Below are 26,431 nucleotides of genomic sequence, written 5' to 3' on the forward strand. Positions count from 1 at the left end.
TTATTGTCGGATGAGGCTACGTGCTTGGAGAATAAACTCCACAGCATCGTTAAACTCGAATTCGTCGATGGCATGAATGGCTTGGGCGACTAATGTTGCAATATCCTGTCGCGCACCTTTTGCTATCGACTGAGACAGTTCGTCATCAATCTCACCTGACTCGGTAATGTAAAGCCACTCTGTCAGTAGCTTATTCATGGTTTGATCGGCCAATACAGTTTCCATGGCTTGCTCATCTATACATTCCTTTTGCTTTTGCTCAGACTCTAACCACACTACATCCTGCCCAAGCTTATCCCATGTCTGCTGCAACGCCTCTAACACCTGTGAGACTTCAGCGTCACGACGATTAACCACAGCACTTTCTAACATAATAAAGTGTTGGTAAAGCGGCAGTAAGGCTAAGTTACCTGTGAGGCCTTTCAGTGCATGCGCTTGTTCCGCCAATAAAGGCCAGTCCTGCTGCTCAATAGTTAGATTAAGTGTGCTCAATAATGCTTGGTGTTTATGGTAAAACTTTATTACTTCTCTCGTAAAAACACTGTAGTCACCCCATAAATCCATGCCTTTGGTAACGTGTACGACTGATAATTGTTGGCTATTATCAGGTTTAGCGCTTGAGGCAGTGTCGAGACTTTCTAATTCAAGATTTAAAGCTCGCGCCATTTCTTGACTCAGCTTGATGAGATCAACAGGTTTATTAGCAAAACCTGACATACCGGCTTCTTGGGCCTGTAATCTGTCTTCTAAAAGAACACTGGCGGTCAAAGCAATCACAGGCGTTTCTTCTAATCCTGCAAGAGCTTCAAATTCTCGGATGCCTTTGCAGGCTTCTAATCCATCCATACGAGGCATTTGGATGTCCATAAGGACTAACTGTGGTCGTAAGGACTTATATTGCTCTACTGCTTCAACGCCGTCATTGGCCATAAAGACCGTGTGACCTTGTTTGCTTAAAAGAATATCCAGTAAGGTTAAGTTTTCTTCAATGTCATCTGCAACCAGAATTCTTAATGGAGGTAATTGTAATGATTGCGTAGGGACTTCCTCTTCTTGCTCAGCAGGCGGCAAAGGAATATCAAAATAAAAACAACTTCCCTCACCTAAGCGACTTTCAAGATAAATTTCCCCACCCATTAACTCTACTAGTTGCTTTGAAATTGTGGTGCCTAAACCAGTACCACCAAAGCGTCGACTCATAGAAGCATCGGCTTGAGTAAAGGCATCAAAGATTGCATTGACACGCTCTTCTGAGATACCAATGCCAGTATCCTTTACGGCAAAACGCACCCAGTTATCTCGCTCAACAATAGGCGCTACCGACAGCGTAACAGAGCCAGTTTCAGTAAACTTAATGCCATTGCCAACTAAATTCATAAGCACCTGCCGAATACGATCCTCAGCCCCTGTAAAAACACTGGGTAATTCAGGGCTGATATTGAAATTCAACTCTAGGCCTTTGCTTTTCGCTTGCAACCATAGGGTCGAGATCACGGTATCAACACTGGTTGTTAAGCGAAATGGCTTCAACTCCAACTCTAGTTTATGCTTATCTAGTTTCGCGCTGTCCAAAATATCATTGAGCAAATGCAGTAATGATTGGGCAGACTGGCTAATAGTCTGCAAATGTTTACGCGTCTCAACCGGCAAAGAAGAATCAAGCAAAATACTACTAAAACCAATGATGGCATTCATTGGGGTACGTATTTCATGACTCATATTGGCTAAAAACGAAGCTTTGGATTCTGCTGCGTCTTCCGCTTTTAGTTTGGCTTCGCGTAGCTCATCTTCCATTTCCTTACGCTTGGTAATATCCAACATGACCCCATCAAGCCATTTTGCGTTGCGGTCCTCATCGTAAACAATGGTACCGCTTTCTAAGATCCAAACTGTAGAGCCATCTTTATGAATTACGCGGTACTCAAGTTCGTATTTATCTTGCTTTCCCACTACATTATCGAAAAATTCAACTACTGCTTCTTTATCATCTGGATGCAACCAAGAAGCGAAACCTAAACGCCCTTCTAAGTAATCTTCCACTTTTTCACCACTAAGCTCTTCAATCGCGTCGGAAACAAACAATGGCGTCCAGTTTTCATCCAGTACACAGCGATACGACACTCCTGGAATATTGCGAATTAAGGAACTTAAACGTTCTTCACTCTTCGAGATACGCGCTTCCATTTCACGGCGCTGAGAAAGATCTGAGGCAAAACCCACATATAGCAGCTCTCCATCAGGCAAATTGATACGACCAATACCCAATGAAATAGGAAATAGTCGACCGCTTTTGTGGCGCGCTATAAGTTCACGTTGAGTGCCGACAATACTGCTCTCGCGCCCCTCAAAGTACTCAACGAGAAAGCCATCATAAGAATCATCACTGGAATCAGGAAAAAGCACACCTACAAATTGATCCGTCGCTTCGCACTCGGTCCATCCAAACATATTCTGAGCAGATAAATTAAATTCTTGAATTACCCCTTGGGCGTTAATTGTCATAACGGCATCTGTCGCTGTATCCAGTACTGCTTGGGTATGTGCTTCACTGGCTGTTTTCTCTATCAATAACTGACGGTAACGCAACTGTGAACTCACATTCACCGCTAAGATAAAGGTTAAAAATGAGAAAATAGATACTGAGTACGCTAACTCGACATTTTTATCATTCGACTGAACCAGCAAACTGATAGAGGAATCATTAATAAAATATGCAGCAGCCATTCCAGTATAATGCATTCCAGAAATCGCAATACCCATGATCGTTGCAATCACCAATTTAATGCGAATAGTTGGGACATCAGGAAACATCAACCGCATGCTGCGACGTGCCAGCAACGCAACACAAGCTAAAACAACCGCAACCAGTAGCGATACTATAAACAGATATGGGTTGTACTTTATAGAGAGGTGCATATCCATAGCTGTCATGCCTAAGTAATGCATAGCACCAATGCCCGCGCCGACAATAACACCGTTTCGCAGTGTTAAGCGTAACGACAAAGCGTCCTTTTCTTGTACATATATAAGCGATTTCAGCACACTGTAGCTGGCAATGAAGGCAGGAAATAAAGAAAGGATTGTCAGAAACAGATCGTAATTCATTGCATGGGGAAGATTTAACGCCAGCATGCCAACAAAATGCATACTCCAAATACCGCCAGCCAGAATAACCGCACCAGTCACAGTCGCTATATGACGGTATCGCGTCAGCACAATATGCCGCGCTGTTTCCGCTAGCCGTAAGGCAAAAAACGAAGCACTGGACGCCAGTAATATAGACAGCACGACTAACAGCGGGTCATACTCCCCTGTTACTAGTAAAGACGGATCTACGTCAGTCGTGAAAAATTGATTTAACCAGCTCATATTCGACTCATTCCGTATTATCAAAAATGCCATTCATTTACTTCACAGCTCGTTCATTAATGTTAACAATAATAAACGTCTCGTTATGTAGTGATAGCGTAACGCTTCTTGGCAATTTTCATCATAAGTCATAAAGTATGGAGGATTTATCATGCCACCACAGTTTGATCAGCCAGATTTTTTACAGCAACACACTCATAGCATATTAAATTTTTATGAGCCGGTTGTACTAGATCCAAATGGCGGTTTTTATCAAAATTTTTTAGATGACGGGCAGGTCTTCGATCCTCACTCCAAGCACCTTGTTTCTTCCTGTCGATTTGTCTTCAATTATGCCGAGGCCTACCGCCGAGGTTATGGTGATCATTATGCCGATTGGGCAAGACAAGGCTTAGTCTACCTCGAACAAAAGCATTATCTGCCTAAGACTGATCATTATGCTTGGATGCTAGGGGATGACACGGACAAAACCGCTATGGCGTATGGCCATGCGTTTGTTGTCCTTGCCTATTCCCATGCCCATCTTGCTGGTCTCATCGATGCAACCGACAAGCTAGTACATCTTTATCACTGGCTCGACACACATTTTTACCAAGCTGAATTCTCTGCCTACGCCGATGAATTATCCACAGACCTCACCTCACTAGATCCTTATCGTGGCCAAAATGCCAACATGCATCTGTGTGAAGCCTTTATTGCAGCCTATCGTGCCATTGGCGACCAACGTTTTTTATCTCGAGCAATGACACTAGCTCAACGCTTTGCTGGTGAACTGTGTGATCAAGCAGGCGGTATGATCTGGGAACATTACGATAAAAATTGGCAACCCGACTGGCAATACAATATCGATAAACCAGATGACTTATTTAAGCCGTGGGGATTCCAACCTGGACACCAAGTGGAGTGGACCAAACTACTCCTTCAACTCGATCAATTAAGTCCAGACAAATGGTTAAAAGAGCGCGCTCGATCTTTGTTTGATCAAGCGGTATCAAAAGGCTGGGACGACGAATTTGGTGGATTGGTCTATGGCTTTGCTCCGGATACGGGGGTGTTTTCCGATGCCCAGAAATACTTCTGGGTGCAAGCTGAAGCCATCGCCGCGGCCTATCGTCTATATCAAACGACTCAAGAACCCGTCTACTTAGAGTGGTACAACAAACTTTGGCAATACAGCTGGGATCATTTAATCGATCATAAGTACGGAGCTTGGTTTCGCATCGTTGCCCGTGACGGCAACAAAATCACCAACAAAAAATCGCCAATGGGGAAAGTTGACTACCATACGTTGGGGGCTTGCTGGGACGTGTTGGACACCATTAATAATAATTATTGATGCCATACACTCAAAAGCCCCGCCGTGTATTACCACAGCGGGGCTTTATATATGGGGTCAGGAATAAATGTATTACATGTTTGGGTAATTTGGTCCGCCTGTACCTTCTGGCGTTACCCACGTAATGTTCTGCGCTGGATCTTTAATATCACAGGTTTTACAGTGTAAACAGTTCTGCGCATTGATTTGGAATGTTGGCCCAGACGCTTGTTCGACTATTTCATACACACCAGCTGGACAATAACGTTGAGCAGGTTCTGCAAATTGACTTAAATTACTGCCCGTCGGAATACTGTCATCCGCTAAAGTAAGATGACAAGGCTGATCTTCTTCATGATTTGTATTCGATAGAAAGACAGAAGACAAACGATCAAAGCTTAATTTTCCATCCGGTTTTGGGTAGTCAATTTTCTTCGCTTGCGCTACCGTCTGCATTTGAGCGTGGTCTAGCGATGTGTCATGCAGGGTAATCGGCATTTTACCGCCTAAGATATTCTGATCGAGGTAGTTAAACGCACCACCCAAAACCGTACCAAATTTATGCATAGCAGGTGCAAAGTTACGCGTGCTGTACAACTCTTGCTTCAACCAAGACTGATCAAAGGTATCACTAAAGGTTTTACCTAAAGATAGACTGTCATCAGCCAGTACTTGGCTAATTGCCTCAGCCGCTAACATGCCAGATTTCATCGCCGTATGGGTGCCTTTGATTTTTGCTACGTTCAGTGTTCCTGCATCACAGCCCACTAACATCGCGCCAGGCATGGTCATGGTTGGCAAGGCATTCCAGCCTCCTTTTGTGATCGCACGGGCGCCGTAAGACACACGTTCGCCACCCTCAAGGTATTGTTTGAATAACGGATGATGCTTCAACCGTTGAAACTCTTCATATGGACTAAGCCAAGGGTTGCGGTAGTTTAGATCAACGATTAACCCCGCTACGACTTGATTGTTGTCGGTGTGATATAAGAAGAAGCCGCCACTGGCGTCTTCAAGAGGCCAACCCGCCCCATGCACTACCAGACCCGGTTGATGTTTTGCCGGATCAATCTGCCATAACTCTTTAATACCTAGAGCGTAATGCTGAGGATCCGCATTCGTGTCCAGAGAAAACTTTTGAATCAGTTGTTTGCCTAAGTGACCACGACAGCCTTCTGAAAACACTGTATACGTGGCATGTAATTCCATGCCTTCCATATAAGTCGACAGTTGTTCGCCACTGGCAGAAATCCCCATATCACCCGTCGCGACACCTTTCACACGGCCGTCTTCGTGATACAAAATTTCGGCTGCAGCAAAGCCAGGAAAGATTTCTACCCCTAACCCTTCCGCTTGTTCCGCTAACCAGCGACTCAAATTACCCACACTGACGATATAGTTACCGTCATTCTTCATAGAATTAGGCACTAATGCATGGGGGATTTCTTTACTCACTTCACCATTTTTTAAGACGTAGACTTCGTCTTTAGTAACCGGCGTGTTTAGAGGAGCGCCCAGATCCTGCCAATTCTCAAACAATTCATTTAAGGCTCGGGGCTCAAGCACGGCACCGGATAGGATATGCGCACCGACCTCAGAGCCTTTTTCTAATACACAGACGTTTAACTCAGTATTAAGCTGTTTTAAACGAATGGCAGTAGAAAGACCTGAAGGACCAGCTCCAACGATGACTACATCAAATTCCATCGATTCACGCATAACTGCACTCCTCTTATTGTTATCGTTATAGTTTTTCAGTCATTTCAGGGAGAACCTCGAACAAGTCTCCCACTAAGCCGTAATCAGCCACTTGGAAGATAGGCGCGTCTTCATCTTTGTTAACCGCAACAATGACTTTAGAGTCTTTCATGCCCGCCAAATGCTGAATGGCACCCGAGATGCCAAATGCCATGTACAGGCTCGGTGCAACAATTTTACCAGTTTGGCCTACTTGTAAATCGTTAGCGACAAAACCAGAGTCGACGGCCGCTCGAGATGCCCCAACAGCTGCGCCCAACTTATCAGCTAAGGCTTCAACCAAAGCAAAGTTTTCGGCGCTGCCCACACCCCGACCACCAGATACAATGCGTTCTGCAGCCGTTAGTTCAGGACGTTCAGACTTAGAAAGCTCATCGCTGACCCAAGAAGAGTCGCTGTTTGCTTCCAGTGCAGCAATGGATTCAACCGTAGCTGAACCACCGGTTGTTGCTACTTTATCAAACGCTGCGGCACGTACCGTAATGACTTTCGTTGCATCTTTCGATGTTACCGTCGCAATCGCATTACCCGCATAAATTGGGCGTTGAAACTGATCGCCACTTAATACCGCAGTAATATCCGACAGCTGACCAACATCCAACAAAGCCGCCACGCGTGGCATGGTGTCTTTGCTCACAGAATTAGCCGGCGCCATGATGTGTGAATAATCACTTGCCATGGACATAACCAACTCGCTTAGGTTTTCAGCTAAGTCATGGGCTAAACTATCGCCCTCTGCCAACAAGACTTTACTCACGCCTGCGCATTGCGCCACCGCATCAGCCACGGCTTTAACATCGGCGCCAGCGACTAGAACCGTTACATCAGAACCGATCTGTTGTGCGGCAGTTAAAGCGCTCAAGGTTGCAGGCGCTAATTCTGTACCATTATGTTCTGCAATCAATAGAGTAGCCATTTAGATCACCTTCGCTTCATCTTTCAGTTTCTGGATAAGCTCATCAACCGAGCCGACTTTCACGCCGCCTTGGCGCGCTGCGGGGGCCTCCACTTTATCAAGCTGAATGTGTTGCTTCACTTCGATACCAAGATCTGCAAAAGAGGTATTATCCAGTGGTTTACGCTTCGCTTTCATAATGTCTGGAAGCTTGGCAAAACGAGGTTCATTTAAACGCAGATCCGTTGTCACAATCGCCGGCAGCGCCAATTTAATCGTGCGCAAACCGCCATCGATTTCACGCGTAACCGACACACTGTCGCCATCTACCGTCACATTTGAGGCAAATGTACCCTGCGGACGTTTCGTCAAGGCCGCCAACATCTGACCAACTTGATTATTGTCTGAATCAATAGACTGCTTACCTAAAATCACTAGGCCTGCGTCTTCTTGCGCCATAATTTTGGCGAAAGCTTTGGCCACATTCAGGGGCTCAACGGTCCCTTCGGCTTCCACTAAAATAGCGCGGTCAGCACCCAACGCCATGGCTGTACGTAATTGCTCTTGGCTAGCGCTAGAACCCACGCTTACCGCAATCACTTCTGTGGCAATACCCGCTTCTTTCAGACGAATAGCTTCTTCAACTGCGATTTCACAAAATGGGTTGATCGCCATTTTGGTATTGCTTAAATCTACATCTGTGTTGTCAGACTTTACGCGTACTTTTACGTTGTAATCTATTACGCGCTTAACACCGACTAATATTTTCATAATCGTCACCTAAAGATACTTTTTCTTATAACAATAAACGCCAATCACCCCTTTAGAGTCGCTTCAAGGCTGGTTTTCTTCAATAACATTAAACGCTAATTACACTGACAGATTTAGGCTCTTGATATAATTCGTCAACTTGATCAGCGCGATAGTCTTGGACATTGCGTTGATTCAATGAACCTTTATCGGTTACTTCATTGGCATCGATGCAAGGCGCTTCATGTTGCAACAAAATGCGATTCACCACAGTAGAGCTCCCAGTACCTTGTGCTTTGAAGGCTTTTAATTTCTCCTCAAATGCTGCACGGATAATAGGATGTTCCACCAGTTCTTTAGTAGATAATGCTGAACCGTTGTCTACTAACGTTTGGCAATACACCACATCGGGGAAAACTAACCCAGTAATAAAGGAGCGGTTGGTGCCGCACAGCACAACATCTTGTACCAATGGCGCAAAAGCACTGATGAATTTTGCTCGTAATGTCCCGGCACTCACCCATGTGCCACTGTCCAATTTAAAGTCTTCTGAAACCCGTCCGTCAAAACGAAATCCGCGCTCAGGCTTGTTTTCATCCAAGTATGCGATTGCATCCCCTAAACAGTAAAAGCCTTCGTCATCAAAAGATTTAGCAGTTAATTCCGGCTGGCGCCAGTAACCTGGCATCACCGTCACCGCTTTTACTCTGGCTTCCAGCTTCCCTTCGTTAGGTACTAACTTAAGTGTGACACCTGGTGCAGGCTTGCCAATCACACCCGAAGCACTCTCTTCAATCGAAGCGAAGGTCACAGATGGCGCGGTTTCAGTCGCCCCTAATCCGGTTAAAATAGGAATCTTTTTACCCGTGTACTTAATCGCTAATGCGTCAATGTCATCCCAAATATGCTGGGCCATACCTGCGGCGGCAAAAAACATAAACTGCAGACGAGAGAAAAACTTACGCGCTAACTCATCATCTTGTTGCAGCTTTTTCACTAATAACTCAAAACCTTTAGGCACATTGAAATAAACGGTAGGTGCTACTTCAGCAAGATTATTTAACGTTTTATGAAAATGCGCTTCGGTTGGTTTACCGTCATCAAGGTAGAACGATCCACCGTTGTACAAGGCAATGCTGACATTATGGTTGCCACCAAAAGTATGGTTCCACGGTAGCCAGTCGACCATCACAGGTGGCTCGTCGACTAAAAAGGCCATGGTGTCACGGATCATGACAGCATTAGCACACAACATACGATGAGTGTTTATCACCCCTTTAGGCATCCCTGTTGTGCCTGACGTAAAGAGAATCTTGGCTACGGTATCGCCATTCAATGCTGCGTTACGCTCTTCGATCTCTGGGTTTTGTGGATGCTGCCAGAACTGGGCAAAAGATACCGTTGGATTATTGATCAACTCAGAAGTCGTATCGCCATACATCACCGCCACTGGTACGTCACTATCGGACACTGCCTTAATCGCTTTTTCATAAGGCGCTAATTTATCTACCACGATCAAGCCTGGGGTCAATAAATCAATCACGTGTTTTAACTTTGCGTAATCGGTGGCCACTAATGAGTATGCCGGTGATACCGGCGCATGGGGCACACCAATGTAGTAACCCGCCATAGCAAGCATCAAATGCTCTAAACTGTTGCCTGATAAAAAGGCAATCGGACGTTCTGAGGAAACAGGTTGTTCTAACAACCACGAAGCGAGCTGACGTACCTTTTCTAAGGCTTCAGCATAGGTGTATGTATCCCATTGGTTTGCATCATCGCGTTGCGCGACAAAGACAACATCGGGTGTACGCTCAGCCCAATAGACTAAACGGTCTGTTAAACAGCGTGCGTATTCTGCAAGCTCTGTTTGGCAGCTTATGATTTGTTCACCATTATTACGTTTCTCGATCGCAACAGAGTGACTCACCACCTTGATCGGATGGAATTCGCTGGTCATTTTATTCTCCTGAGACTTGTTATTTTTATTCGTTCAAAGAAGGCTTACACCTTTTGTATTAGACGCTAAAACTGATAAGCACCAACTCCATTCTGTTCTTGGCTTACGGTTGTTAAGGCCGCTTGCGCAAGCGGTAATTGGTACGCACTGTAAAAATCGGCTAAGGCCACCACATTTCTAAAGAAGCCATCATCTTGTGTTTGATTGATTTGCACTTGCTGAGCCAATCGAGCTAATTGCCACGCACAACAAATCCCCCCCATGGCATTTAAAAATGGTACCGCCACAGCGTCTAATTTGGCCGTATCCGCATTCGGATTGAGCAATATTCTATCAACAACGTGTGCCAGCTGATCCACTGCTACAGCCAAACGCTGATGGGGTTGGCTTTGTGGCGCTGCACTGATGTCATCACGCATATCTGTTAACAGCTGACTCATAGCGACACCTTGATCCATTCGGATTTTTCGATGCACTAAGTCTTTAGCCTGAATGCCAGTAGTACCTTCGTAAATCGTTGTAATCCGAGCATCGCGCATCACTTGTGCAATACCGGTTTCTTCTACAAACCCCATACCGCCAAAAATTTGGATCGCCGTGCCAGCCATGTCATTCGCTTGCTCAGTCGCGAAGCCTTTAAAGATAGGCGTCAATAAGGCAATGCGACTTTCAGCCATTCGCACGCGTGCTAAATCTTGCGAATGCTCCGATACATCAAGCAAAGCGGCAATTTGATAACCTAAAGCACGTAAGCCAAATGTTTCCGAGCGAATGCGAAGTAGCATACGCTGCACATCAGGATGCTCGATAATCGCCACACGCTTTCCGCCTGCTCCGGCACCTTGTACTCGTTCATGGGCATATTGCAGGGCTTTCTGATACGCAAGCTCTCCTAATGCCACTCCTTGTAGACCACAACTTAGGCGAGCTTCATTCATGAGCACGAACATGGCCATTAGACCTTGATTGAGTTCACCAATAAGTTCCCCCACACAAGCGTCGTTATCGCCGTAACTGATGGAACACGTAGGACTGCCGTGAAGACCCGTTTTATGTTCAATACCGGTACAACGAACATCATTAAATTCGCCACAGACGCCCTCATCGCTGACGCGATATTTCGGTACCGCAAACAATGAAATTCCTCGGCTGCCAGCAGGCGCATCCGGTGTACGCGCCAACACAAGATGAACAATATTGTCCGCCATATCGTGTTCGCCGTAGGTAATGTAAATCTTTTGACCTTTGATTTGGTAAGTGCCGTCAGCTTGAGGAACGGCTTTTGTCGTTAACGCACCTAAGTCAGAACCTGCATTCGGCTCAGTCAAAGACATGGCTACGGTCCATTCACCTGTCACGATTTGAGTTAAATAGCGTGCTTTCACATCGTCTGACGCAAACTTTAATAAAATCTCTGAGCCACCTTGCGCCAACGCTGCGAACATAACAAACGCTAAGTTGCTGGATAGCCACATTTCATTAACAGGTTGAGCTATGTATTTGGGTAAACCTTGTCCACCAAACGCTTCCGGAAGCGCTAAGCCAATCCAGCCTGAGTCTCGAAACTGAGCATACGCTTCTTTCCAACCGTTTGGGGTTGTGACCTGTCCATTGTCAAATTGACAGCCTTGCGTGTCGCCAACTGCGTTTAATGGCGCCAAAACATGACTGGCAAATTTATTAGCTTCATCAATGATGGCATTGGCTAAATCCAAATCGAAGTCTTGCAATGAATTCAACTCAGCTAAGTTTTGCGACTGATACGCTTGTTCAACTAACCATTGCATGTCTTTGTATGGGGCTTGGTAGCTCATCGCGCCTCTCCTACTTCGCAGCCATACGAATCGCGCCATCTAAACGAATGACTTCACCGTTTAACATGACGTTCTCAATGATTTGCTGAACCAGTTGCGCGAATTCATCTGGGTCGCCTAGGCGTGGAGGAAAAGGCACGGCAGCGCCTAAAGATTGTTGAACTTCCTCAGGTAGCACGTCCATCATCGGTGTTTTAAAGATGCCCGGTGCAATGGTCATAACACGGATACCAAAACGTGCGAGCTCTCGCGCAATCGGGAGCGTCATCGCTGTGACACCACCTTTTGATGCGGCATACGCGGCTTGACCAATTTGGCCATCAAACGCGGCGACTGAGGCCGTATTAATGATGACGCCACGCTCTAAATTAGGCTGTTGCTCATTATTCTGCATTTTATCCGCCGCAAGACGAATCATATTAAAAGTGCCTAACAGGTTGACTTTGAGCGCTCGTTCAAACCCAGAAAGTGTATGCGGACCTTCACGTCCAACCACTCGTTCAGCCCCTGGAATACCCGCACAGTTAATCAGACCACTGATCTCACCAAACGTGTCAACCGCTTGATCAATCGACGCTTGGACAGAAGCTTCATCAGAAATATCCGTCACGGCAAATTGCACACGTTCGCCTAAGCTTTTTGCGACACGCTTAAGCCCCTCTTCATTTAAGTCTGCAAGTGAAACACTCGCACCTAGACGGTGTAATCGACGCGCAACGGCTTCACCAATACCCGACGCAGAACCTGTCACAACAAAATGACGACCTTGAATATCCATAGTACCCTCCGAGGAATTATTGGCTTTTCTTACGATTCAAAAATGACTCAATGCGCGCTTTGACTTCTTCACTGGTTTGAGTGATGCCACAAATCAGTGATTCGGTATAAAGACCATCGTCAGCGGACATGCTGTCAATGCGGTTAAGACCAGTGGTCATGGCCCAATTAGAGTATTTTGAGTTTTTCGCAATGCTGGCTGCCAACGCCATCGCTTTATCCAAAGAGGCACCATTTTCAACGACATAATGACCGAGACCGATACGATAACCTTCCTCAGCATCCACATCTCGACCGGTTAACATCATTTCAGTCATTCGGCTGGCGCCAATTACACGCGCCACATTAACCGAGGCTCCGCCACCCACAAAGATGCCATGACGACCTTCAGGTAAACGGAAGTACGTGCCTTTTTCCGTTACACGAACATGGGCACAAATGGCCAATTCAAGACCACCCCCAATCACTGCACCTTGCATAGCGGCCACAACAGGAATGCCTGAGTTTCGGATGTGACCAAACACTCGGTGCCACATATTGGAATGCTTAACCACTTCAAATGGTTCGCGAGCTTTATGTTCGCTTAGATCTAAGCCCGCACAGAACTCAGGGCCAGCGCCGGAAAAGACAATGACATTAACGTCATCAGAAAGGTTAATGAACACGTGTTCGATCTCTAAACATAGAGAATCGTTGATGGCATTCTTCTTGGCAGGTCGGTTCAGTCGAAGATGGCCGATGCCATTGTCTACTGAAAATTCGATGAATTGATAAGGGGTCATTCGCTTACCTCTATGTTGTTATGTTTATGGGCTGAGGTGCCTTAATAAGCAGTTCGTCTATTATTTAAAAACATAATAGTTGTATAACTAAACAAATGTCAAACACAACCATTTAACTTTTTTGCAAAAAAAAGCCACACCCAAGTGTGGCTAAACTGGAGACGGAATTTAGTCTAACGATCCGATACTCGGATCACGGTTGCCATACCTGTATCACCCGCTGCACAGCCAGTAAACAAGCCGTAGCCCCCGCCCCGCAGGGTAAGCTCTTCGATCATTTCAATCATGGCACGTAAACCCGTCGGCCCCTGAGGGTGCCCCCAGATCAGCGAACAACCGTAGTTGTTCATGCTCATCACATCGATGTCCAAGGCTTTAGCTAGCGCCACATCATTTACTGCAAAGGGATTATGAGTCTTGATCGCATCCACTTGGTCAATACTAATACCTGCCATTTTCAGAGCACGTTTCGAAGCTTCGATCGGTGCAGCAGGCATATAACCTAAGTCGTCACGCGCCTGACCAAACCCCAATACTTCGACTTTAATAGAGCGATCACTGGACAACTCTTGAGCTTTATCAGCATGACACACAACCATAGCCGCGTTGCCGTCAGCTGGATGCGTTTGATTTCCAAAGGTAATCACCCCACCTTCTACGACCGGCTTAAGCTTAGCTAAGCCTTCCGCCGTCGTTGGAAAAACACCTTCATCACCAGTGATGACACAGGCTTCTTTCTTAAAATTGGGGGTTGGCACAGACAGCGGTAACGTCATAAAGCGCTTTTGGAACGCCTGCTCATCTTTCAACGCCTCTTGGTACTGCTCATAGCGACGCAATGTCACCGCATCAAGCTCTTCACGGGTAATATCAAAACGTCGCGCTACGTTTTCACCAGTTTGCATCATAGAGTGGCCACCAACACAATCATTCATCATGTTGTAAACCACTTGATCTTCAGACTGCCCTGAACCACCAATGCCTGTAGGATTAGGGTAAAAAATATGCGGTCCATTCGAGCAACGGTCAGCACTCATCAACAAAGACACATTGGCCATACCACACATCACTTCAGAGGCGGCTGCAAACAATCCCCGTGCACCGGTCGCACATACCTGATTCACTGCATGACCTGGTGTGTGCACCGCGCCAATTTCATACAAAGGCCAAGGAGCACCATTGAAAGACTGATATTGGTTGATGGTCATACCCAATACACCCGAGTCGAACACCGTCGGATCAATTGAACGTTTTGCTAATTCTTGTTTTGCCACGTGTGCAGCAAACTTCATGGAATGCAAGTGCTGCAATGAGCCCTGCCATTTTGTAAACGGCGTACTCCAATAAGCACCGTACGGAATCTCAACATTTTGCATTGTCATTTTAGTCACCCTTTTTTGTTATTCTACAGTGCTGGCCATGTAGTCACCCAAACCACCCCACTGCTGCTGGAAGATGGCTTCAGGCATGCTTTTTAAGTCATCAGCAATGATCGGTTTGAAGTCCATCACGCTTAATACATCTTTTTCAAGATCCAGCCCTGGTGCAATTTCTGTTAATACCATGCCTTCTTTGCGTAGCTCTAAAACACAGCGTTCTGTAATAAAGAACACGGGCTTATCATTTTCTCGCGCAAATTCACCACTGAATGTAACGTGATCCACTTGCTCGACAAATTTTCGAGTTCGCCCTTCTTCTAGAACCGTTAACTTGCCACCTTCCAAGGACAATTTAGCGCCATTAACCAAGGTGCCACAGAACACAACTTTTTTAGCGGTCTGCGAAATATTGATAAAACCACCTGGCCCAACCACTTTTGGGCCAAATTTACTGACATTGAGGTTGCCGTTTTGATCGGCCTGCGCCAAGCCAAGGAAAGCGATATCCAGACCACCACCATCATAAAAATCGAATTGCGCTTCGTGTTCAATAATCGCTTCTGGATTCCACGCCGCACCGAAATCACCGCCTGAGGCAGGGATGCCGCCATAAGTTCCCAATTCTGTTGTCAGCATAAAGCGGCTCGCGACATTCTCTTCCGCTGCGATCGACGCCACACCATCAGGCATACCAATACCAAGATTTACGATGGCATTATCGTAAAGCTCCATGGCCGCACGACGAGCAATGATTTTTCGTTCACCAAACGGAACAGGAGGAATAGCATTTAGAGGAACACGAGCATTACCAGCAAGACCTGGATTGTAATCCGTGGTAATGGTTTGCTTATGTTGTTCCGGTGGTGCAATCGTAACGTAATCGACTAGTACCCCCGGCACTTTGACTTCTTTCGGTTTGATGGTTTTTGCTTCGGCTAAGTATTTAACCTGCGCAATGACAATACCGCCACGGTTACGCGCCGCTTGCGCCATCGGTAGAATTTCTCCGAGCATGGCCTCTTCTTCAACTGAAAGGTTGCCGTTTTCATCTGCCGTCGTAGCTCGAATCACCACAACATCTAACGGAAAGGTTTTGTATAGCAGCCAATCTTCGCCTTCAATGTCGATGCGTTTAACAAGATCTTCCTTGGCTTTAGAGGTCACTTTTCCGCCGCTGATTAGAGGGTCTACATACGTCCCCATACCCACTTTCGTAATGACACCCGGTTTATTGCCTGCAATTTGACGCCACATAGTGGTTAAAACACCTTGAGGTAATAGATAGCCTTCAATTTTGTCTTCAACAATCATGCCTGCCATACGTGGCGCCTGTCCGGTATGACCCGAAATCAGTCGCTTAACCAAACCATCGTGAGCAAGATGAGACATACCTGCGTCTTTGCCATCGCCACAACCACAGTCATGGATCAGGGTTAAGTTTTTCGGGTAGCCCGTTTCTAAAAAACGCTTTTCTAATTGGCTAGCTACCGCTTCTGCGAAATAAGACATACCTATGGTCGACCAAGCAACCGAGTCGCCATCTTTGATTAGGCTTGCCGCCTGCTCTAGAGATATCACCTTGCTCATGTTTCACCTTCTATTTTTAGCATTGTTCCGGTGTATAAAAATTCTACGACATGACGTAGATTGCCTTTTGTTGTACTACACAACAATTATTTTTACAAATAGTTTTGCTATATATTAATAAGTCTTCTACAAATTCAAGGCGGTATCTTTTTTTCGGATAGGAGGTGGGAAAATTCTATGAGCCATATTGTTGAAATGCTCAACAATATGTGCAAAAAATGTATAAATCGGCCGTCGTTAATACGCCCAGCCGAAACAAAAACCATTAAGACTCTTATAAAAAAAACAATGTGAGGTGGAAAATGAAGTATCTAGGACGCAAAGGCTTAGCCTTAATTGCAGGCACAGTACTTTCCGTAAACGCTATGGCTGAAGCAGAGTTCACGCTCAAGCTACACCATATGCTACCGCCAATGGCGATGGCACATGCTCAATTCTTAGAGCCTTGGGCAGAAAAAGTTGAGGCAGAATCCAATGGCCGCATTGATATTGAAATTTACCCAGCCATGCAATTAGGGGGCAAGCCACCTCAACTGTTTGACCAAGTTCGCAAAGGAATCTCAGACATCACTTGGACAGTGACTGGTTACACACCTGGACGATTCCCTAAATCAACTGTATTTGAGCTACCTTTTATTCCAGGCACGGCTCAAGCGACCAGTTTGGCATTACAAGAATATGCCCAAACAGAAATGCAAGATGAAATGGAAGATGTGCACTTGCTTGCTATGCACACTCACGCTCCGGGATCTCTACACTCACGTGACAAAGCCATCAAAAAGCTTGAAGACATCGAAAGCATGAAAGTTCGCGCACCAAACAAGATTATGAATAATGCTTTTCGCTCTTTAGGCGCAAACACAACGTTTATGCCGGTAACGGAAATGGCCAGTGCTATTTCAAAAGGTGTATTAGATGTTGCGGTATTGCCATACGAAGTGGTGCTTCCCATGAAAATTTACGAGCTCGTTGACCACCATACCGAATTCAAAGGTGATCGCGGCTTATATACCAACACGTTCATTTTTGCCATGAATAAAGATGTCTACAACGACCTACCAGCGGATCTACAAAAAGTCATTGATGATAACTCAGGGCTCGCACTAGCAGGCCACCTAGGAACGCTTTGGGATAACTACGAAATCACAGCGCGCGACTATGCAGTCAAAGAAGGTAATAGTTTTGATTATATTGAAGGGGCAGAATACGATCGTTGGAAAGAAAAGTTAGAGCCTATTACCGAACAATGGGTTGAAGATATGAACGACGATGATTACGACGGTCAACGTTTGTTAGACAAAGCACGTGAACTCGTTAAAAAATACGAAGCAATGTAAGCCGACATAGGTATTTGGCATGACTCAATCTATGACACAAGTTGTATCTAAGGGAATGATGCGCTTATCACAGGCATTTGCCCTTACAGGTGGTCTAATCATGCTGTCGCTAGCGATCATTACGGTCGCTAGCATCCTAGGCAGAACATTCCTTGGTCAATCCATTGAAGGCAACTATGAGTTAACTGAGGTCGGATTAGCGATCTCTGTTTTTCTCTTTCTGCCGGAATGCTATCTAAGGCAGGGGCACGTCATTGTAGATTTATTCACAAGTGGGTGCCGCCCTGCCACGATTCGCTTTTTAGACAATGTTGGGCACTTTCTATTTACCTTAGTTTGCGCGTTGTTTGCTTATCGCATGACACTGAGTGGTATCGAATCCAAAGACTACTATGAACAGACAATGATTCTCGAGCTGCCAATATGGTGGGTGTATGTTGTAGGCGTGATCTGTTTTAGCTTGTGCGCGTTATGCGGCGCGCTGCAGTTATTTTCACGCAATTCGGGAGAGCACAATGAGTGATATCCAACTGGCATTTTTAATGATGGCGTTGTTACTCGTATTAATGAGTATTCGCATCCCTATTGCTTTGGCAATGCTTGTGTGTGGGGCCATTGGTTATACCTCTATCGGCGGAATGCCTGCGTTGATGGAGTATTTAGGGACCGCCTCGGTTGCGAAATTCTCAACCTACGATCTATCTGTGGTGCCTTTATTCTTATTAATGGGGGAACTAGCTACTCGCTCAGGTATTACCACAGAGCTGTTCCGTACCTGTAATACATGGGTTGGACGACAAAAAGGAGGCATAGCAATGGCCGCTGTTGCAGGCTGTGCTGCCTTTGGTGCCATTTGTGGGTCTTCACTTGCAACCGCTTCAACAATGGGGAAAGTAGCCTTACCTGAAATGCGCCGCTTAAATTACTCCGGAAGCTTAGCAGCAGGGGCTCTGGCAGCGGGTGGCACGCTGGGTATTTTAATACCGCCCTCTATGGTTCTGATAATCTTCGCTGTTCTAACCGAGCAAAACATTTCTAAAATGTTTATGGCGGCGTTTATACCTGGCTTTCTAGCGGCGGGCGGTTACATGCTGACCATCGCGATTTACGTACGAATGTTTCCTAACACTGGACCTCGTGGTGAAAAAACGACTTGGGCAGAAAAGTTCAAATCAACGCGCAACGTTTGGCATATTTCGATCATCTTTTTGATCGTTTTAGGTGGCATCTACTTGGGTTTTTTCACGCCTACAGAAGCTGCATCGGTAGGCGTTGTACTAACGGCTATCCTAGCGATTACTCATGGTAAAATGCGCTTAGATGGTTTCATGGCGAGCTTGATCCGCACTGCAATTTCCTCAGCGATGATTTTCTTTATCGTGTTAGGAGCCGATTTATTCAGTGTGTTCATCGCCCTGTCTAAACTACCCGATGTGGGCGTCGATATTCTGACGAACTCAGGTTTATCGCCGTACACTATTTTAGTGCTCATGCTGGTGACCTATTTGATTATGGGATGTTTTCTAGACAGTTTGGCAATGATCTTGCTGACAATCCCGATTTACTTTCCAATCATTATGGCGATGGACTTTGGTATTCCAACTGCTGACTTAGGCATTTGGTTCGGCATCATCGCGCTGGTGGTAGTAGAAGTGGGCCTCATAACCCCGCCAGTTGGGATGAACATTTTTATTATCAAGTCCTTTGATAATACGCTGCCTCTTAAAGAATGTTTCAAAGGGGTCGTTCCGTTCCTAATTTCAGACTGTGTACGGGTGGCATTACTGGTCATGTTCCCTGGCATTACACTCTGGCTAGTACACGCTATAGGTTAGTTTAAAATCAATCGCTGCAAGTCGATTTAAGGGCTCCCTAATTGGAGCCCTTTTCTTAAACTTGATAATGTCAACAACTGTTATACCTTTCACCAAACTCATGCGTTGGTATACAATACAAAGCTTTAATTTAGACAGCGTTAGGAACCCTACACATGCAAGATCACCCAAAAAAGTCGGATCAAAACATTGATTTTGGAGTACTAGACGAGTTTTTAGGTTATCGCTTGCGCCGTGCTCAAATGAATTTTTTCGCGAAGTTCGGTGAAGTGTGTGACGATTTAGGCATCAGCCCAGGGTTATTCGCGGTACTTGCTATTGTTGATCGTAACCCAGGCCTTACTCAAACGGCTGTTGCGCAGGCGCTTGGCAACGATCGTTCCGCGATGGTCGCTGCGGTTGACAAGCTAGAAGGCAAAAAACTGCTGGAACGTCGTCCCGCCGCAAACGACCGCCGCTCTTATGCCTTATTTATGACGGAAGAAGGCACCGCCTTTTTTGCCAATGCAGTCGAGCGCGTAAGTTGTTACGAGAACGAAATGGCTAAGTGCTTAGAGAGCGACAAGGAAAAACAATGGTTGCTTGATATGCTTGAACGTCTGGCTCATAAATCACTTTAGTCACTGGCTTTCGAGCTTTAAAATCGCCACATTAAAAAACCCCTTGCGACATGCGTCACAAGGGGTTTTTTAATCCCTGTCAGAGGATTAGCACTCGATAGCGTTTACCGCCAAACCTCCACGGGAGGTTTCTTTGTATTTGTCTTGCATGTCTTTACCTGTATCACGCATCGTGCGGATCACTTTATCCAATGAGATAAAATGCTGACCATCACCACGTAAAGCCATCTGTGTAGCGTTAATTGCTTTCATGGCCGCAATCGCATTACGTTCAATACAAGGTACTTGAACCAAACCACCTACAGGATCACATGTTAGACCTAGGTTGTGTTCTAAACCGATTTCCGCTGCGTTTTCAACTTGCTCAGGTGTACCGCCTAGAATTTCACATAGACCTGCTGCGGCCATAGCACACGCTGAACCGACTTCACCCTGACAACCTACTTCGGCACCAGAAATAGAAGCATTCTTCTTACACAACGCACCAATTGCAGCCGCCGCAAGGAAGAAATCAACGACATTTTCTTCTGTCGGGTTGGTCATGAATTCCATGTAATACATCAATACCGCTGGAATAATACCTGCCGCACCATTTGTTGGTGCAGTGACCATACGGCCGCCACCAGCGTTCTCTTCATTAACCGCCAATGCATAGAGGTTAACCCAATCCATTGCACTTAACGTTGAACTGATGACATTTGGACGTGTCGCACGGATTAATGACTTGTGCAGACTCATGGCACGGCGACGAACATTCAGGCCACCCGGTAACAGACCTTCTTTATGAAGCCCATTAGCGATACACTCTTTCATCGCACCCCAGATGTCCATCAGGCCATCACGCACTTCTTTTTCAGTACGCCATACTTTCTCATTTTCCATCATCAACTGGCTGATACTTAGGCCACTTGATTTACAAAGGTTCAACAGCTCAACAGCATTATTGAAGTCGTACGGGACATCAACTTGTGGAACAACGTGAGCAACATGTGTCGCTTCTGTTTCATCGATGACGAAACCGCCACCGATAGAGTAATAAGTGTTTTGATACAATACGTTTTCAGACGCATCGTATGCCGTCAGACGCATTGCATTTGGATGGTACGGTAGGACTTCTTCAAGAAGAAGCATATCGCGATCCCAAACGAAATCGATCTCATGACCACCCGACAGCACTAGGCGACTGCTTGCTTTTAACGTTTCAATACGACCCAAAACACTTTCAGGATCGATTCGGCTAGGACGTTCGCCCATTAACCCCATGATCACTGCATTGTCAGTACCATGACCGATACCTGTTGCACTCAAAGAGCCATAAAGATCACAGACAACACGCGATGTGTCTTGCGTTACTTTCTTCTGTGTCAAAGCATCAATAAAGTCAGCAGCTGCCGCCATCGGACCAACTGTATGTGAACTCGAAGGACCAATGCCGATTTTAAATAGGTCAAATACACTGATAGACATAAAGCCTCCAGAAAATTCCAATCTAGGAAGTAGATAGATGTATAAGAATAGCCATAATAAAACGGGATCGAGGTACTTCACTCGACCCCGTCTTAACTATGTACGACATGGTTAAATGGGTATAACCAGAACGGTAAGTAGAGATGAATTTTTTAAATAATCTTAACGACCAAATACAACCGTGCGCTTACCGTTTAAGAAAACGCGCTTTTCAACATGACACTTGATGGCATTAAACAATGTAACGCGTTCAACGTCTTGCCCTTTTGCGACTAAATCTTCTGGATAATGCGCATGATCCACTGTTTGGATACCTTGAGAGATGATTGGACCTTCATCAAGGTCGTCATTTACGTAATGAGCCGTTGCACCGACCATTTTCACGCCTTTTTCCCACGCTTGATGGTAAGGGCGAGCACCTTTAAAGCCAGGAAGCAATGAGTGGTGAATATTGATCGCACGACCGTCAAGGTATTGACACATTTCAGAAGACAAAACCTGCATATAACGCGCTAAAACAACCAGTTCCGCATCGTATTGTTCGATCAATTCACGGATTTGAGCTTCTTGCTGAGGTTTGGTATCGGCGGTAATTGGCAAGTGGTAGTAAGGAATATTATGCCACTGCGCTAGAGACTCAAGATCAGGGTGATTAGAGATAATAACTGGCACTTCAATGTTTAGCTGACCTGTACGGTAACGATACAGTAGATCATTAAGACAATGATCGTACTTGGAAACCATGATTGCAACACGAGGGCGATGGTTTGGTGGTGTTAGCTCCCATTCCATTTCAAACTGCTTCGAACGAGACGTGAATTCTGCAGTAAATTCATCAGCCGTAAAATCCGCAGATTGAGGGTAAAACTCAACACGAATGAAAAAACGATTGGCTTCGCGATCGTCAAAAGAATGAATTTCATCAATGTAATTACCGGCTTCTGCCATGTAGCCTGTGACTACGTCAACAGTACCAATAACGCTGGGACAGCTAGCGGTGAAAATCCATGGTTTTGTAGTTGCTTTCATAGGAAGTTCTCTTAGGAAAAAAAGGCCGACCTAAAAGGTCGGCCTATTATGGGGGCAGTATTAAGCTTAAGCTTCGACTACAAGGCCGAATTCACGACTTGCGTCTTGAATCCAAAGCCATAGGTAGTCAGAGAAGCTGCGGCGAACCACCAATTCAAACTCGCTTTCACCTGAGCGGCGAATGATCGCAGAGCTCTTGGCGAAAGTTGTTGATACAACCTTACCCACTGGGAATACACTTGGGTGTACATCTACAATAGTAGATTTTTTCAATACATCCACAACATTCGCACCAGAAAGCTTAAAGATTGTCCAACCACCACTGATGTTCACTACTTGGTAGTGACCACTTAGCTCTGCATGCAGTGCAGACTCTACTTCAAAGGCTTTCAAGCCAGGAACAACGATCAACCATTCGTCTGGAGACATCCAACGAACCGATACTTCGCCTTTCACTACAGACGTTAGCGGTTGAGTTGGCAAAGCCACGCCCAACGCCTTCTCTGCGGCTTTTAGTTGTTCAGCGTTTTCAGCATTCAAACGTAGCGTGATTTGACCCATCAACGCTTCTTCTTTGAATGTCACACCACCTGTTTTCGGGCCGTTTTTAGCAACAGTCGCTAGGTCAGCATGAAACAGAGGTGACTGGCCTTGGATTGAAGCATCTGGCAACTGATCCATAACGGCTACAGTTGGTGCCACAGTTGCTGCTTCTTGTTTAACATCAGACATTTTGACGTTCCCCTTTTGGATCTAGGAAAATTGGGCTGCAGATTTCTGCTTCAACGATACGACCATCTACAAGTGGGTAGTAAACTTTCTCACCCATCTTGTCTAAGCCACCTTTCACAAAACCTAGGGCTACAGAACGGCCTAAGCACGCACTCCAGTAACTAGAAGAAATGTGACCAACCATTGGCATTGGAATTGACGCAGTTGGGTCAAATACAGCTTGAGCACCTTCTGGCAATACAACGTTTGGATCAATCGTTTTAATACCCACCATTTGCTTACGTTCCGCACGTACACAGTCTTCACGCTGCATACCACGCTTACCGATAAAGCTGAATGGTTTGTTCATAGAAACAGCCCAGCCCATACCTAAATCGTACGGGTGAACAGAGCCATCAGTATCTTGACCTGCGATAATGAAACCTTTCTCTGCACGAAGGATGTGCATTGTTTCAGTACCGTAAGGCGTCAAATCGTACTTAGCACCATGTTCGAACAGTTTTTCCCAAACATGCAGACCGTAGTTCGCTTGTACGTTGATCTCGAAAGACAACTCACCAGTGAACGAGATACGGAATACACGAGCTGGAACGCCCGCTACAGACATTGGCTTCCAATCCATGAACTTGAAGCTATCTTTAGAAACGTCAACATCACCGTCAATCAATTCTTCAAGCAGCTTACGGCTGTTCGGACCAGAGATCGTCATCGTCGCCCAGTGATCAGTCACAGAAGTGAAGTACACTTCTAGTTCTGGCCATTCTGTTTGATGGTAGAATTCTAGCCAATTAAGAACCGTTGCAGCACCGCCAGATGTCGTTGTCATCAAGAAGTGGTTTTCAGCTAGGCAAGATGTAACACCATCATCAAATACCATGCCGTCTTCTTTCAGCATTAGACCGTAACGACACTTACCTACAGGTAGTTTCGCCCAAGCATTCGAGTATACGCGACCTAAGAATTCACGCGCATCTTTACCTTGGATATCGATCTTACCTAGCGTCGATGCATCAAGGATACCGATAGACTCACGAGTCGCTAAACACTCACGGTTCAACGCTTCTTGCATTGATTCGCCAGCTTTCGGGAAGTACCAAGGACGTTTCCATTGGCCTACATCCTCAAACTTAGCACCGTTCTCTAAGTGCCACTTATGCATTGCACTGTAACGCTCAGGATCAAACAACGCACCACAGTCACGACCTGCGATCGCACCAAATGTGATTGGCGTGTAGTTAGGGCGGAAGATCGTTGTACCAGTTTGTGGAATCGTCTGGTTAAGAACTTTCGCAGCAACAGCCATACCGTTGATGTTACCCAATTTACCTTGGTCAGTACCAAAGCCCATTGCTGTGTAACGTTTAACGTGTTCGATTGACTCAAAACCTTCGCGACAAGCAAGTTCGATACCCGCAGCAGTTACGTCGTTTTGGTAATCAACGAATTGCTTAGGTGCTTGAGACGTTGGTTTCGTGTGAGGCACATGGAACAACGCCATTGCTTTAGATTCTTTCACTTCAGTTGTAGCTGGAACTTCTACTTCAACTGCGCTAAGACCTAGCTTAGACAATGCTTCAAGACCTGCTTTTTTACCTTCTTCAAGCGCACCAGCGGTATTAAATGTACCGTTGATCGCACCTGCAGTAAGTTGCTTCTGTACTGTTTTACCAGGTAGGAAGCCAAGTACATCTTCGTTCCAAACTGGCTTAGAACCAGTGTGACAAGATAGATGGATAACAGGGCTCCAGCCACCAGATGAAGCCACTGTATCAGCACTCAGTTTCTTAACAGAACCTGTTACTTTTGAACCGTCTTCACTGATTGGTGCAACCGATACACCCGTTACACGCTTGCTACCTTGAACATCGATGACTGCAGAACCCGTCATTACAGTGATGCCACGCTCACGCGCTGCTTCAACAAGTGCACCTGTTGGGTTCTTACGCGTATCAACGATCGCTTGTACTTTACGACCTGCATCGTGCCAGTCAATCGCTGTACGGTATGCATTATCGTTCGTTGTCATCAGAACAAGTTCGTTACCTGGTACAACACCGTAACGGTTGATGTAAGTAGAAACAGCGTTCGCTACCATACAACCTGGAACATCGTTGTTACCAAATACTAATGGACGCTCATGCGCACCAGTAGCCAATACAACCCACTTCGAACGCACACGGTGGTAACGCTGACGAACCTGACCATTAGGCGCGCGATCAGCAATGTGATCAGTCATACGCTGGTGGATCGTTAAGAAGTTGTGATCGTGGTAACCGTTAACAGTAGAACGAGGAAGAACGATTACGTTTTCGTTCGCTTCAAGCTCTTTCACAACACCTGCAACCCAAGCGCCAGCTGCTTTGCCGTCAACGCTTTCTTTGCTGCTTAATAGGCTGCCACCGAATTCGTTTTGTTCGTCCGCGATGATTACGCGAGCGCCGCCACGAGCCGCAGTCAACGCAGCGATCAAACCAGCAGGACCCGCACCAACTACTACTAGATCAGCGTGCTGGTTAACTTTGTCGTAAGTATCTGGATCGTATTCATTTGGAGAACGACCTAGACCCGCCGCTTTACGGATAACTTTTTCGTATGTTTCCCACATAGTTGCAGGGTACATAAAGGTTTTGTAGTAAAAACCTGGAGGCATCATCTTGCCGCCAACTTTACCCAAAAGACCCATAATGTCGTTATCAACACTTGGCCAACCGTTCGTTGAACCAGAAACAAGACCAGAGAAAAGTTCTTGCTGTGTTGCACGAACGTTCGGTACTTGAGTCGCTTCAGTTGCACCAAGCTGCATGACAGCATTTGGCTCTTCAGCACCCGCTGCAACGATACCGCGTGGACGGCTGTATTTGAAACTACGGCCAATTATATCAACACCGTTTGCTAACAATGCTGACGCTAGTGTATCACCGGCGAAACCTTCGAACTGCTTACCATTGTAGGTAAAAGTAAGTGGCTTAGAACGGTCAATTCGGCCACCGCTTTGTAGACGATTTTTTTGAGACATGATCCGCTC

19 protein-coding genes are annotated in these 26,431 nt (G+C 45.8%); 5 read left to right on the plus strand and 14 right to left on the minus strand.

All coding sequences use genetic code 11. The features are described from left to right. Positions 1-3,369: an MHYT domain-containing protein gene (locus ACPUEK_RS17295; RefSeq protein ID WP_425641606.1), complete on the minus strand. Its 3,369-nt coding sequence runs from the start codon at positions 3,367-3,369 to the stop codon at positions 1-3. A gap of 151 nt (positions 3,370-3,520) precedes the next feature. On the opposite strand from ACPUEK_RS17295, the gene ACPUEK_RS17300 reads away from it, so the two are divergent. Further along, complete coding sequence (locus tag ACPUEK_RS17300; RefSeq protein ID WP_425641607.1) at positions 3,521-4,705, plus strand: AGE family epimerase/isomerase; 1,185 nt, start codon at positions 3,521-3,523, stop codon at positions 4,703-4,705. 72 nt (positions 4,706-4,777) lie between these two features. Here ACPUEK_RS17300 and ACPUEK_RS17305 read toward each other — a convergent pair whose 3' ends face one another. From ACPUEK_RS17305 to ACPUEK_RS17345, 9 genes are all read right to left on the minus strand, one after another. Further along, entirely contained in the window at positions 4,778-6,403 is a 1,626-nt protein-coding gene (locus ACPUEK_RS17305; RefSeq protein WP_425641608.1) for an electron transfer flavoprotein-ubiquinone oxidoreductase, read from the minus strand. Positions 6,404-6,428: 25 nt separating this feature from the next. Beyond that, positions 6,429-7,358: an electron transfer flavoprotein subunit alpha/FixB family protein gene (locus tag ACPUEK_RS17310; protein ID WP_425641610.1), complete on the minus strand. Its 930-nt coding sequence runs from the start codon at positions 7,356-7,358 to the stop codon at positions 6,429-6,431. Continuing rightward, positions 7,359-8,108, minus strand: coding sequence for an electron transfer flavoprotein subunit beta/FixA family protein (locus tag ACPUEK_RS17315; RefSeq protein WP_425641611.1), 750 nt, complete (start codon positions 8,106-8,108; stop codon positions 7,359-7,361). A gap of 88 nt (positions 8,109-8,196) precedes the next feature. After that, positions 8,197-10,047 carry a feruloyl-CoA synthase gene (locus tag ACPUEK_RS17320; RefSeq protein ID WP_425641612.1) on the minus strand — a complete coding sequence of 617 codons (1,851 nt, stop codon included), beginning with the start codon at positions 10,045-10,047 and terminating at the stop codon, positions 8,197-8,199. A 65-nt stretch (positions 10,048-10,112) separates the two neighbouring features. Continuing rightward, on the minus strand, positions 10,113-11,861 hold the full coding sequence (locus ACPUEK_RS17325) for an acyl-CoA dehydrogenase (protein WP_425641613.1): 1,749 nt from the start codon (positions 11,859-11,861) through the stop codon (positions 10,113-10,115). Between the two features lie 10 nt (positions 11,862-11,871). Then, positions 11,872-12,639, minus strand: coding sequence for a 3-hydroxyacyl-CoA dehydrogenase (locus tag ACPUEK_RS17330; RefSeq protein WP_425641614.1), 768 nt, complete (start codon positions 12,637-12,639; stop codon positions 11,872-11,874). A 16-nt stretch (positions 12,640-12,655) separates the two neighbouring features. After that, the gene (locus ACPUEK_RS17335) at positions 12,656-13,420 is read right to left on the minus strand and encodes a crotonase/enoyl-CoA hydratase family protein (RefSeq protein WP_425641615.1); all 765 of its coding nucleotides are present in this window, start codon (positions 13,418-13,420) and stop codon (positions 12,656-12,658) included. Between the two features lie 173 nt (positions 13,421-13,593). Then, complete coding sequence (locus ACPUEK_RS17340) at positions 13,594-14,802, minus strand: thiolase family protein (RefSeq protein WP_425641617.1); 1,209 nt, start codon at positions 14,800-14,802, stop codon at positions 13,594-13,596. Positions 14,803-14,820: 18 nt separating this feature from the next. Further along, on the minus strand, positions 14,821-16,386 hold the full coding sequence (locus tag ACPUEK_RS17345; protein ID WP_425641619.1) for an acyl CoA:acetate/3-ketoacid CoA transferase: 1,566 nt from the start codon (positions 16,384-16,386) through the stop codon (positions 14,821-14,823). A gap of 302 nt (positions 16,387-16,688) precedes the next feature. Here ACPUEK_RS17345 and ACPUEK_RS17350 point away from each other — a divergent pair, with 302 nt between their 5' ends. The 4 genes from ACPUEK_RS17350 (at position 16,689) to ACPUEK_RS17365 (ending at position 20,178) form a co-directional block, all read left to right on the plus strand. After that, positions 16,689-17,723 carry a TRAP transporter substrate-binding protein gene (locus ACPUEK_RS17350; RefSeq protein ID WP_067216502.1) on the plus strand — a complete coding sequence of 345 codons (1,035 nt, stop codon included), beginning with the start codon at positions 16,689-16,691 and terminating at the stop codon, positions 17,721-17,723. Between the two features lie 19 nt (positions 17,724-17,742). Beyond that, positions 17,743-18,246 (plus strand): TRAP transporter small permease, encoded by a 504-nt coding sequence (locus tag ACPUEK_RS17355; protein ID WP_067216506.1) that lies wholly within the window; start codon positions 17,743-17,745, stop codon positions 18,244-18,246. After that, positions 18,239-19,558, plus strand: coding sequence for a TRAP transporter large permease (locus ACPUEK_RS17360; protein ID WP_067032013.1), 1,320 nt, complete (start codon positions 18,239-18,241; stop codon positions 19,556-19,558). The genes ACPUEK_RS17355 and ACPUEK_RS17360 overlap by 8 nt, the downstream gene beginning before the upstream one ends. Before the next feature lie 155 nt (positions 19,559-19,713). Further along, complete coding sequence (locus ACPUEK_RS17365; RefSeq protein WP_067032016.1) at positions 19,714-20,178, plus strand: MarR family winged helix-turn-helix transcriptional regulator; 465 nt, start codon at positions 19,714-19,716, stop codon at positions 20,176-20,178. Between the two features lie 87 nt (positions 20,179-20,265). Here ACPUEK_RS17365 and ACPUEK_RS17370 read toward each other — a convergent pair whose 3' ends face one another. From ACPUEK_RS17370 to ACPUEK_RS17385, 4 genes are all read right to left on the minus strand, one after another. Beyond that, positions 20,266-21,645, minus strand: coding sequence for an L-serine ammonia-lyase (locus tag ACPUEK_RS17370; RefSeq protein WP_425641620.1), 1,380 nt, complete (start codon positions 21,643-21,645; stop codon positions 20,266-20,268). 162 nt (positions 21,646-21,807) lie between these two features. Then, positions 21,808-22,674, minus strand: coding sequence for a formyltetrahydrofolate deformylase (gene purU / locus ACPUEK_RS17375; protein WP_067032022.1), 867 nt, complete (start codon positions 22,672-22,674; stop codon positions 21,808-21,810). A gap of 66 nt (positions 22,675-22,740) precedes the next feature. Further along, on the minus strand, positions 22,741-23,406 hold the full coding sequence (locus ACPUEK_RS17380; RefSeq protein ID WP_067032025.1) for a sarcosine oxidase subunit gamma: 666 nt from the start codon (positions 23,404-23,406) through the stop codon (positions 22,741-22,743). Beyond that, positions 23,399-26,422, minus strand: a complete 3,024-nt coding sequence (locus ACPUEK_RS17385) for a sarcosine oxidase subunit alpha (RefSeq protein WP_067032028.1) — start codon at positions 26,420-26,422, stop codon at positions 23,399-23,401. Before ACPUEK_RS17385 ends, ACPUEK_RS17380 begins: the two co-directional genes overlap by 8 nt. Positions 26,423-26,431: the final 9 nt, after the last annotated feature.

It is taken from the genome of Marinomonas gallaica, from assembly GCF_049821165.1.
GTDB classification, from domain to species: Bacteria; Pseudomonadota; Gammaproteobacteria; order Pseudomonadales; family Marinomonadaceae; genus Marinomonas; species Marinomonas gallaica.